We start from the raw sequence: 12,151 nt of genomic DNA, 5'->3' as shown, positions 1-12,151 counted from the left end.
TTGGAGGAAACGAAATTAAAAAAGCACGCGAGATGCGTGCTTTTGCCTAGTTATTAGATCGCCCAAGCCCTAAGCTTAACTGGCTTCGGGTAAGCGATGTTTTGACTCCAACAAGTGGTTAGCCGAAGCTTGACGTGCTTTTTCAGCATTGCCTGCCATTATTGCTTCATAAATCTCACGATGTTCTTCGATGCACGTATTGCCTTCCTCAGATGAGTGAGCAATAAAGTTAATGAACATTGTAGTCAGAACATGCCCAAACGGTAAGAAAAAGTCGTTTCCGGTTGAGTTAAAAATAATGCTATGGAAACGAATATCTACATCCATCCAGCGCGCTTTGTCCAGTTCGTCTGCTTTAGCGACTTCCAACATATCTTGGAATGCTTCTGATAGCTGAATTCGCTGTTCCGCAGTGGCATTTTTCGCTGCGAGTGCACAAGCTTCAGGCTCTATCGCGCGTCGTAACCCCAAAAATTGATGACAGAACTGATCTATCTCTGTTAGACCGTCCATCCATTCAATTAATTGTGGGTCTAAAAAGTTCCAGTACGCTCGGTTGATGACTCGAGTACCAACTTTTGGACGTGACTCGAGTAAACCTTTTGATGTTAAAAGTTTTACGGCTTCACGCAAAGCTGTGCGACTGATACCAAACTGTTCACACAGGGACATTTCTCCTGGAAGAATGGACCCTTGAGGGATCTTGCCTGACAAAATGCTACGAGCAATTTCGCGAGCTACTTGCACATGTAAGCTGCGCTTGGAACCGGAGATAGAATGAAATTCACCAGACATAAAATCACTTATCGTTAAAATTGTATTATTTAAGCTTGGACTATATCATCCAAAGTGTAGCTCACCAAGAAGATGTTTACGTAATAACAGTTGTCTTCACAAATCCATTTTGAATCTCCGACTGCTTTATGAAGCCTTCATGATTATAATACTTAGCGTATAACAGATGAGGCCACTGATTCTTACATCATTCCTTATTTATTTGTTAGCTCAATATGTTAGTTAACTCTAGTCGCGCCTACTTATTGTACTCACTGATTTTCAATACACAGCACACAATTTGAATAGAAGATCAGGTTTCTTGTTAAATAAAGTGATATTGTATTATTATATACTAAAGATCGGTGTGCATGATGTTACTACTCGACCATTCAATATTGAGTTTGGCCAATATACCTCGCGAGTAAAAATCATATTCATAAGATCGTTAGATTTTAGACGCTAAATAACAGTGCTTTACATTTACACAGAAAGTCTCCGCCTTCAAAGCGTGTTTCATTTGGCCTTTTCTAATTATTAGTTAAACAAGTCGTTTAGGCTGCTGGCAATGAGGAATATAGATGGCAGAGTTTTCACTTCTCGGGAATTCAAATCACAAGATACATGTACAAGTAGCAAGACAGATTTCTCGCAAAATATTGTCAGGAGAATTAAGTCAAAATGAGAAGCTCCCGAGTGAAATAGAACTGTGTAAGTTGTTTGGTGTTAGTCGGACAGCACTACGAGAGTCGACGAAGTTGCTGTCTGCTAAAGGCTTAATTATCTCTAAACCAAAAGTTGGAACTACGGTACTACCAAGAAACTATTGGCATTTTCTTGATCCTCAACTCTTAGAGTGGATCCAAGATTTAGAAGATACTAAGCCGTTTCTATCTCAGTTTTTGGGATTGCGTAAAGCCATAGAACCAGAGGCGTGTGCGCTGGCAGCCCAAAATGCCAATGCTGAGCAAAGAAAGCTGTTGTCAATTGTATTTCAAAGAATGACGATGGCAGCACGATGTCACGATTATGATGAGTGGATTGCTAACGATCATTTATTTCATCAAACGATATTCCTTTGTACCGATAATCAATTCTACGTTCCCTTCAGCAATATACTTTCGACCATATTTAAGGTGTTTATTGACAAGTCAGTTGAAGGAGGGAGGTTCTGCCTTAATGAGCACCGTGCAATTTATGATGCAATTATGGTCGGAAACTCATTTCAAGCTCGTTTAGCCTCTCAAACGCTGTTAAATGATGAGAATCAGAGGCTTTCCGACGCCGTGAATAGTTAAGAGCTTGCGTACATTTTTATTGACTAAAAAGAGTTTTCTGTCGTTTCTTTTTGTCATGAACTTTGCCTAATGACAGAGCTCTTTAGTTTAAACGTTTAACCTCATTACAAAGGTTTACTAATGTTTTCCCAACCATATATAAAGAAAAACTTATCTCTTGCTTGGCCGCTTGCTCTTAATGCTTTGTTGATGCAATCAATGCTTATGATTGATACGCTGCTTGTTACGCCATTAGGTGAAGTTTCACTTGCTGCTATGGGGATTGCTACAACAATAGTTTCTTTTGTTTTAGGTATCCAAATGGCTCTAGCAAATGGGTCTCAATTGGTACTTAGCCGTGCCGTAGGCTCTGGTCATTATCTATCGTTAAATAAAGGTTTCTGGGCTGCTTTAGTTATCAACGTTCTAGTCGCATCCTTATTCTGGTTGTTGATTACTGTCTTTGATGAAGCGTTAATCAGTAAGTTGACGGATAACGTTGATCTCTATGCGGAGACAAAATGCTACCTTGCAATTGCTAAGTTCATCGTCATATTCAATGCCATTACTCAGGTTATGATTGCGGTGTTCAATGCGCTTGGACGGACCAAAGTTCCATTTAAAGGCTATTTGATTGAATTGCCAGTCAACGTGGCGATGTCTTATGTTCTGATTCACGGCCTGACTAATTTTGAAGGTATTGGCGTTCAAGGCGCCGCGGCGGGTAGTTTGATTGCTATTAGTATTCGGCTGTTATATTTAACCATGTGCATTAAGCTTGATGATTCTATCATCTTGTCTATTAAGAAGCTTGATGCGTCATTGAAAAGCAATATACATAAGCATTTTAAAGAGATTTTCCCCGTCGCGGCGAACGTCACAATGTTACAAACTGGCGCAACGATATACATGTTGCTGTACTCGCAACTGACCTTAAATGCTTATGTCGCTATGACTATCGTGATGCCTTGGATCAAAGCGGGGACTCAGTTCATTACTGCTTGGGCGCATTCATCGGCAATCACGATTAGCCAAGCAATTGGATCAAGAAAAATGGATGAGCTGCGTAACAATGTCGATATTAGTATTGATATGGCCGTGATGATCTCGTTCGTTTCAGCATTTTTCTTTTTTGCACTTAGTTTCGTGCTTCCTGATTTGTATCCCGACTTAGACCCGAGTACTTACAAAGCGTTATCCGCGATTGCTCCACTTTACATACTGCTACCGATAGTACGTGGCTATAACACCGTTCATGGTCATATTTTGAGAGCGTTAGGTAAAACAACGGAGGTGTTTAAGATTAACTTTACCGGTCAGTGGGTAATCTCAATACCGTTATGTGCTTTGATGATTTTATACTTGGACCTTTCAGTGTTTTGGGTGTTTGCAATCATGCCGTTTGAAGAAATTGTTAAGGCATGGCCATTTAGGCATTTAGCACGTAAGTCTCTGAAAGATTTCGATATTAATAAGGCAGACAAGCTAATGTACGATTGATCCTATGACTTTCGGATTAGGTCGAAAAGATTCGTAGATGCTATGGACTAAAGAGGAGTATGTATAGCTTATCATTTTGGGGTTTATCGAGTTTATAAATTGTGATCAATAGAGCACATCATAACTTCTTTCCTCGAATCATTCCTTTGTAAACCTTATTATATGTATGACAATATTACATATAATAAGGTTTGAACATGAAACTCAATCTACTCGTAGCCGCAATGGCTGTTACCTTACCAACTCTTGCTATCGCTTCTGATTTAAATAATGGCGTTGATTATCCAGTCCCTGCCGATAAATTTGATATGCGAAACTGGAAGATCACTATTCCTTCCGATATCAATGAAGACGGAAAAGTGGACGAAATCGAGGGTGTGGCGATGCTGAGTTATTCACACAAAGACTTCTTCTTCTTGAACGAAGAAGGCAACTTGGTGTTTGAAGTGCAGAATAAAGCGGTAACGACAAAAAACTCGAAGAATGCTCGCTCTGAACTACGTGAAATGCCTCGTGGCGCTGACTTTTCTATTCAAACCGATGATTTAGCAAACCATTGGGCTTTATCGAGCCACCCTCAGGCTGCTAAACACAGTCGCGTAGGTGGAACGTTGGAAGCGACCTTGAAAGTGAACCATGTTTCTGAACACGCCAAATTTCCAGAAAAAGGGCCTGCTCATTCTGTTGTTGTCGGTCAAATCCACGCGAAAAAAATTGATGCAAGAATAAAAGAGGGTAAAGGTTATGGACATGGAAATGAACCCATTAAAATCTTCTATAAAAAATTCCCAGAACACAAAATGGGCTCTGTATTTTGGAACTACGAGCGTAACCTAGCAAAGGAAGATCCAAATCGTATTGATATTGCATATCCAGTATGGGGAAATACTTGGGATAACCTTGAAGAACCAGGCCAAGCAGGTATCGCTCTTGGTGAAGAGTTCAGCTACAAGATAGAAGTTCAAGGAACTATGATGAACTTGACGTTTGAAACAGAACGCCACGAGACAGTGACTTATTCCATAGATCTCAGTAAGGGGATTGATAGTAAGGACTTTGAGCATGGCTACACAGAAGACATGTTCTATTTTAAAGCAGGAGCTTATGGTCAATGTAGCGTCAGTGAGTCTCACCCTGTGTGGGGTACAGGATGTGCGGGCACCGGTGATTTTTCAGTCGACAAGAAAAACGGTGACTATAACAGCGTGACATTTTCTAAGCTCAAGCTAAATCAAAATTGAAACTAATAGAAAACTAAGAGCTACTCGATTTCTACTTAAGCCTCATCGATTTGATGAGGCTTTTGTTTTCAGTGGAATTCTTTAAAAGGTAAGAAACAAGATAGAGCAAGCAATCACTGGGACTGGCTTGAATTTAGAGTATTGTGTTGAATTTTGTTCTTCTTAAGAGGTAAAAAAATAAAGCCAGGCTCGAAAGCCTGGCCTAGTATCAAGTGCTACAAAATAACACTAGAGTTGCTTTGAATCGATGTTATCGAAATATGCTTTTGTTGAAGCACCACTTGTGTCCCCTACGTAAATAGTTAGCTGTGATGGTGTATTCGTTGCGTCTAAGCCTGTTTCGGACTGACTTGGCGCATCAACCGTTTTTCCATTAATAGAAACGTTAATCTCATCACCATCCCAAGCTAGGGACATTGAGTTCCAAGCGTCAGTCGTAATAGTGCCTATTTCTACGTCATCTGATCCTGCTTCTGCTTCAACTTTACCACTGCCCGAAATTCTCAATTCGTAGTAACGATCTGAGTTGTTTTTACCTGAGCCAACATTAATGTATGTAGTTTTTTCGTTGTCTGACGGAATGTAAACATCGAATGACACGCTACCGTTTGATGTTGCTCCGTTTGAAAACTCGCGCGTAACGTATGGTTTGTTGGTCGTATCTGTGTCGGATATTAGCAGAGAGTTAGCGCCGCTCTTTGATACGTCATCACTTACTACAGCCACGGACGTCAAGGTGGAGGAGTCATCAGCAACCGTATTGTATTCTTTCCAACTAGAGTTTGCTGAACTGATATTTGTTCCTACTGGGTATGAGTCAAAGTTTTCACTCACGTCTTCTGACGGTTTATCAGGATTAGAACTTCCGTCTGAAATGACAACCGCTTCGCTTGATGCACTGTTGTAAATTGTCGCGAGGTCTAAGCCTGGAATGTAGTTGTCAAAATCCTCTTCTAGAACCAACACTTCAGAGCCCGAATCACTAGAGTAAATCTTCAAGTTGTCTGCATTTAATTCAAAGTTTGTAGTGTTGCCATTATCACCTAGTCTCAGTGATACATAGGTTACAGCGGTGCCATCAGCGACAGGTAACATTTCACCTATTTGTTTACCGTTAACCGAAAAAGAGAAGAAGTTTTCTATCCAACTGACTTCTATCGCGAGGTTTTCACCTAACTCAAACGTGTCGCCTGTTTCCGTCAAGTTTCCACTTGCATCGCGGTATTTGATTTTGCCGTTTTCAAATGCCACTTCGCCATGCAAGTTGGAATTCGAGGTTTTTGCTGCATAAAATGAGATGTAAGCATTGTCACCAGAACCGTCGGCTTCCTGTTCTGTTTCTTCATGATGCTGGTAAGTTAGATCTACAGTTAGTCGGCCTGTTGAAATTTCTGAAACACTCGTTGAATCAGACAGCTTGATTCGTAACTCACCGGTGTCTTCTTCTGTTCCACCTTTATTGGTATCCAAAATTTGTACGACGTTGTTATCGCCAGCGTCATTATTTGCCGCTGCAACTGCATCTTTCACCGCATCGTTTTCTGATTCATCGTTACCGGTGAAGTTTCCGTCATTTGTTCCTGAGATGGTTAACATGCCGTTTGAAACTTCATAAGTCCCTGTTAACTCGGTAGGGTTACTTAGATCGCTCTCGTCATAAAGGTTGAATGTAAGCGTCTCTGTATCTTTATCTTCGGTATAAGTTGAAGTGTAGATTGTGTAAGTACCGAAGTTACCATCATCGTTATAATACTTTTGCGTACCGTCTTCAAAGACATAGACGTTTGGCAGGTCGTGCTCATCATCGGATTTCGCCACAGTGGCTGGTGTTGAAATATCCCACATACCTTGGCTCAACTCAGACTCAGTTTCTGTTGGTGGGGGAGCCGATGGTGCATCCCTTAAATCAGTGTTACATCCGGTTAACAAACCTGTGGAAATAGCAATTGCTGCTGCAATTTTTGTTACTTGCATGGTAGGTACTCACTTCTATGTGTTTTTATTTATGTAATATTGTTAGACAAATAATTTCTGTCATCTAGATGGTTTTATCAATAGAATGATCCGACTCACACTAGATACAATGATTGCTCACTGAAGTGATGAATAAGTCACACAAAATAGTTGAATATTAACATCAATAAGAGCTGAACCTTTATGAGGTTGACAGCTTTCTTTATAGAGGAACAGCAAAAACTAAAGGTGATTTAGGAAAGAAATTTGATTTTACATCAAGATTTTTTATTTTAAGTCATTGAAGTTATTGCTGTTTATATTTTTTAATCTTCTTCTTTATCATATGAAACGAGTTAAAACATTTCTCTGTAAGTGATGTCTACAAAGGTCGTTTTAGAATCAGACATAGCTAACACTTTCGAATATATAATAATACAAATTGTCAGTTAAGGGGCACTTACATGATTAATATCACAGAACTCTCATGATGAATTAACTAGTATTTGTCATACATTAATTCAATAGTGTTGAATCAAATCCAGGGATTTAAGTGGTATCCCAAAAAATATATACAGAGAGATATAATCATGAAAGCAGTTACAACAATGTCCCTATTCGTTGCTTCCACATTAATGGCGGGAGCGGTTTCCGCAGCAACTTTAGACTATCGCGCAGAATATAAGCATGAGAGTGAAACTTATGCCCAACGTATCAAAATTAGTGGTAGTTCTAAAATTAACGATCAGACCAAACTGAACTTTGGTGTTGAACAAAAATTCCATAGTTACGACAACTCGCATTTTTGGGATCAACTCGTTGCTGGTGATTCTGAGTTTGATTGGGGAGTTCGCTACCAAATAAATAAACAATGGTTTATCCAACCAGGGATGCCTATTACTTTTGGTGATGATGACGAAAAAACCACTTATAAACCACAAGTTCGTGTTGGTTACAAATCCTCTTTTGGCTTAAGTACCGCTTTACGTTACCGACACGAATTTCAAGTTTATTCAGATGGTGCAGGTAACAAAACACTAACGGATGGTACTTCGGTAAGCGTTGCTGGGAAAACAGTTGAACAAGGTAAGTGGACACTGACAGGCTCTTACGATATGCGTCAGTTTGATAACGAGTACCTTGATAACGTCAAGCTGAGCTATGAGATCAACTACAACAAAAACTATGACGAAGTGCGTTTATCTGATTGGAAAGATTCTGAGTGGGATGCTGGCTTAATTGTTGGTTACCAAATGGGAGATTTCCGTCCTTACTTTGAATTGTGGAATGTCAAAGGTAAGGATGGTTCAACCACGGATGACCGCCAATTGAGAACACGCCTTGGCCTTAAATACAGCTTTTAACCCGAGTGTTATTGCTTAATTGTTGTTACAGCAAAAGAGCTGTTAATTCATTTTTATATTGTAGGTGTTAGATTACATGAAGCATATTTTCTTCAAAAGCTTGTTAGCTTCTTCTATTTTACTTGCTGTGGGCTGTAATAGTACGGCGACCATGGTAGATCCATTTCCAAACAACCAAGAAACTGGTGCTGATATTCTGACTCCCGTTACGATAACGGCGAGTAGTCATGATGGTAATGTTCCAGAGCAGTTGTTTGACCAAGATATTATGACACGTTGGTCAGCAAATGGTGATGGTGAGTGGGCGATGTTGGATTACGGCTCGGTTTATGAGTTCGACGCAATTCAAGCCTCGTTCAGCAAAGGTAACGAACGCGTCAGCAAATTTGATGTTCAGTTTAGTACTGATGGTGAAAACTGGGTGACGGTTATTGAGGGTGCGCAAAGCTCTGGTCGCGCACTTGGCTTAGAGCGCTTCCAGTTTGAGCCTGCAGTAAAAGCACGCTATGTTCGTTACGTTGGCCACGGTAATAGCAAAAACCAATGGAACTCAGTTACTGAGTTAGCGGCAGTTAATTGCGGAATTAATGCCTGTCCGGCAAGTCACATCATTACTGATGACGTCGTTAACGCTGAAGCGGCTATGATTGCGCAAATGAAAGCGGAGCAAAAGGCACAAAAGGATTTACTCAAAAAGAATCGTAAAGGCGACTTTGGAGCACCAATCGTCCGTCCTTGTGAAACGACTGTGACGTGTGATCTTTCTAAAGCGATGCCTTACCCTACGTTACCGAAAGAGCCACTCGCGACAAATGCACCGGGTGAAAACTTTGACTTAACACGTTGGAAACTGACGACACCTTTCGACCATGACAAAGATGGTCGCGCTGATGATATTGATGAGTGGGACTTGGCTAACGGCTTCCAACACTCTGATATATTCTACACAGCAGATGATGGCGGAATGGTATTCAAGAGCTATGTGAAAGGCGCTCGAACTTCTGAAAACACTAAATACGCGCGAACTGAGTTACGTACCATGCTTCGTGCTGGTGATAAGTCTTACAGCACAAAAGGTGTAAATCCTAATAACTGGGTATTCAGTTCTGCACCAGTTGAAGATCAAAAAGAAGCGGGTGGTGTAGACGGTACGCTTGAAGCTACTCTGAAGATTGACCACGCAACCACAACTGGTCAGTCGCATGAAGTTGGCCGCTTTATTATCGGCCAGATTCATGACAAAGATGATGAGCCAATTCGTCTTTATTATCGTAAGCTACCAGACCAACCAACAGGTACAGTTTACTTTGCTCACGAAAAAACCAAAACTGGAACAGAGGATTACTACAGCTTAGTGGGTGATATGACTGGTGAAATCGGTGACGATGGCATCGCGCTAGGTGAAAAATTCAGCTACATCATTGATGTGAAAGGCAACACAATGACAGTTACGGTAAAACGTGATGGTAAAGATGATGTTGTTCAAGTCGTAGATATGAGTGACAGTGGCTATGACGAAGGTGGCAGATATATGTACTTTAAAGCCGGTGTCTATAACCAGAATATGTACGGTAATCCAGATGATTACGCACAAGCTACTTTCTATAAATTAAAACAATCTTTTGGTAAGTACCAAGGCTAGTTCTATCACTTTTAGTTGATTGAAGTCCTTTGCCCTCAGCTTTGTAGCTGAGGGCTTTTTTTCTATAGAAGAATAAAACAGCTCAAATATTATTTTAATTGACATAGATAAATTAATTTAAAAATTTATCACCATAGATAGGTAATAATTATTGATTGCTTTTATCTTCTGACAATGTTTATTTTTAAGTGCGAATGTATATTAGAGTAGTTTAATTGGTTAAATTTAAAATAACTCAGCGTTAGGGTAGATAAATATCTCATGAAACTATAGAAGCTGTTTTTAAGCTGCCTAAGTGGAGGTTGATTTATATATTTATCGTAGAAGGAAACACTATGCGTGAAGCGATTTGAATTGTGGTGTTCTAAAAGAAGAGGCCACGAGAAAATAAATTTCCCGTGGCGGCAGTATGAGCTTTGTTCGTTGCTTTAGAGCAAAGTAGCAAGCCTATTGCTAAGAGATTGAAATGACTATTGATGAAGAGTGCTCAAAGCACTAAAGCTCACATCAAAGATTTCTCCTCGATATGCATTATCAGGTTTAAACTGAGGGTAAATTCCGGCTTTGAAGTAAAACGCAATATCAGGCGACGCCCATCTTTCAGTAAGAGTATAGGACTTGTTGTTAGCGGTGTCTGAGTATGCTTCTCCCCACTTCAGTGTGTGCGAGATCATATTACTGCCATCTGCATCGTAGGTGGCTAAAAACAGTCCTTCCTTATCGGCACGGATCGTATATTGCCAGTCTTCGTTTACCGCGTAGGTACCAAGCTTAACGCTGAATGCGTTGCAATCAGTACAGTCTTTGTTGTTATCAAGTTTGTAGTTATCGTTCAGAATAACTCGGACTGGCTTATTGTCACCTTCCCAAAGTAGCTTCACGAGTGCTTGGCTGATTTTCCAACCATGTATCTGGCCTACCACGACTTTTGGTAATTGACCGTCGATTTTAGGGTATTCGTTGATTCTTAGTGTTGCGTTTAGCGTATGCGAAGTTGCACCGGTACGACTATCTTCAATATACCAACTTGTCTCTTCATCGCTGGTGCTGCAATCCGGGGAGTTAGTACTGATGTAGAGCTCTCGCAACTCTGAACGGATGTAACTGGAGTTGGCCGTTGACGTGCCGTAACCCATATCGGCGCGGAAATGCATGCTACCGTCAATAACATTGAAGTATGATAAATCAATCTCGCGTTGGTAAACGCTCTCTTCGTTAGACAGAGGATCTTTACTTGAATTACAACGCTCAGGCTCTAATTCAGCCGCGCTGTCACCGCCAAAACCATACCAATCATTTTTGCTTGCAGGAATGGTTAATTTCCAATCGTCAATATTCCAGGCTATTGAATCAGTATGGTCAGTTTTGGTTAGTCCTAACTGCTTAAATTGTACCTTTGCTTCACCGTTTTCAAACTGGTTGTAAACTCCGGCTTTAAAGTAGCTCAGGAGGTGCTGCCAGTAGGATACATCTACATTTACCTTTTGTTCATCGTTCACTTTAATGGTTAATGTGTTTTCTCCGATTTTTACTTCGAATCGCGTGAATGCGTTGAGATCGGCTTTTCCTAAGTCATAACGATCATATGATGTTGCATAACAATCTGATGCGCTAGAAGGTAGACTGCAATCTATGGCATTGTTCTTTACTACCGCCCAGTAATGACCAGTGATACTGTTTCGTTCTTGTTCCCAAACGATTCGTAACAAAGGGTGTGGGATAGCACCTGTACCAGAAGTATCTGTGCCTTTGTTATGAATTTGCAGGAAAGTGACTTCATCATGGTTTGCAGGGGAGCTAGCCATTGCAAGGTTAATCTCTGGTAATCGAACATCTGCATACAAAGTTCTAGAGACGCCTTGTTCTGAAATGTTGAAGTTTTCTCGCTCACGAACTTCTGAGCGCATTTTGTAGTTCGACATTTTAAAGACAAGGTAATTGGAATCCTTTTCTGCGTAAAAGTGGTCACTCTTATAATCCGAGAATGCTCCATTTTTGACGTCACTGGTTTTATTTCCCTCCTTCCCATCGGGATCTGATACTTGTAAATCTGAATTTCTCAATATGTTTTGAAATTTTGCTATTGAGTATGGTGCTACATGCTCTTGGTGCGGAATATTTGGTTTATCATCTTGGCTTGTAGTGGCGGTATTTCCTCCACAACCTATTAATCCAAGCCCAGAGAAGCTTATTAGAAGCAATTTAGTTGATTTTATAAACACAGTAGTAAGCCTCTTACACTATTTAATATTTGTAATACAATATCATTTTAGTGTTATTGGGGAGTAGTTTAGTCATAAGTTAAATAGTAAAAGTGTTAATTAAATCTCAGAAGAGTTCTATATCTATAAGTGGTGTCTTTGATAAGGCGTAAGGTTAAGTTATGTCTGTTTTTCCTAA

The 12,151-nt window shown here is 40.3% G+C and carries 8 protein-coding genes; 5 read left to right on the top strand and 3 right to left on the bottom strand.

Features of this window, described 5'->3' with window-relative positions; genetic code table 11:
- Positions 1–75: 75 nt before the first annotated feature.
- Positions 76–795: a FadR/GntR family transcriptional regulator gene (locus tag NL626_RS06440; RefSeq protein WP_005388529.1), complete on the bottom strand. Its 720-nt coding sequence runs from the start codon at positions 793–795 to the stop codon at positions 76–78.
- Positions 796–1,355: 560 nt separating this feature from the next.
- Between NL626_RS06440 and NL626_RS06435 the strand changes: the two genes are divergently transcribed.
- The 3 genes from NL626_RS06435 to NL626_RS06425 all read left to right on the top strand — a co-directional run bounded on the left by NL626_RS06435 (position 1,356) and on the right by NL626_RS06425 (position 4,792).
- On the top strand, positions 1,356–2,072 hold the full coding sequence (locus tag NL626_RS06435) for a FadR/GntR family transcriptional regulator (RefSeq protein WP_017634231.1): 717 nt from the start codon (positions 1,356–1,358) through the stop codon (positions 2,070–2,072).
- A gap of 120 nt (positions 2,073–2,192) precedes the next feature.
- Positions 2,193–3,551 (top strand): MATE family efflux transporter, encoded by a 1,359-nt coding sequence (locus NL626_RS06430; RefSeq protein WP_253657128.1) that lies wholly within the window; start codon positions 2,193–2,195, stop codon positions 3,549–3,551.
- 197 nt (positions 3,552–3,748) lie between these two features.
- The gene (locus NL626_RS06425; protein WP_253657127.1) at positions 3,749–4,792 is read left to right on the top strand and encodes a polysaccharide lyase family 7 protein; all 1,044 of its coding nucleotides are present in this window, start codon (positions 3,749–3,751) and stop codon (positions 4,790–4,792) included.
- A 228-nt stretch (positions 4,793–5,020) separates the two neighbouring features.
- Here NL626_RS06425 and NL626_RS06420 read toward each other — a convergent pair whose 3' ends face one another.
- The gene (locus NL626_RS06420; protein ID WP_253657126.1) at positions 5,021–6,766 is read right to left on the bottom strand and encodes a LamG domain-containing protein; all 1,746 of its coding nucleotides are present in this window, start codon (positions 6,764–6,766) and stop codon (positions 5,021–5,023) included.
- 569 nt (positions 6,767–7,335) lie between these two features.
- Here NL626_RS06420 and NL626_RS06415 point away from each other — a divergent pair.
- Both NL626_RS06415 and NL626_RS06410 read left to right on the top strand, forming a co-directional pair.
- Positions 7,336–8,109 (top strand): oligogalacturonate-specific porin KdgM family protein, encoded by a 774-nt coding sequence (locus NL626_RS06415; protein ID WP_017634227.1) that lies wholly within the window; start codon positions 7,336–7,338, stop codon positions 8,107–8,109.
- Between the two features lie 76 nt (positions 8,110–8,185).
- Positions 8,186–9,751 (top strand): polysaccharide lyase family 7 protein, encoded by a 1,566-nt coding sequence (locus tag NL626_RS06410; RefSeq protein ID WP_017821221.1) that lies wholly within the window; start codon positions 8,186–8,188, stop codon positions 9,749–9,751.
- A gap of 470 nt (positions 9,752–10,221) precedes the next feature.
- Here NL626_RS06410 and NL626_RS06405 read toward each other — a convergent pair whose 3' ends face one another.
- Positions 10,222–11,973 (bottom strand): polysaccharide lyase family 7 protein, encoded by a 1,752-nt coding sequence (locus NL626_RS06405; RefSeq protein ID WP_253657125.1) that lies wholly within the window; start codon positions 11,971–11,973, stop codon positions 10,222–10,224.
- Positions 11,974–12,151 lie beyond the last annotated feature (178 nt).

Source organism: Vibrio sp. Y58_MX_L22 (assembly GCF_024181865.1).
Classification (GTDB): Bacteria; Pseudomonadota; Gammaproteobacteria; order Enterobacterales; family Vibrionaceae; genus Vibrio; species Vibrio alginolyticus.
This window is presented reverse-complemented; position numbering and strand designations above follow the sequence as displayed.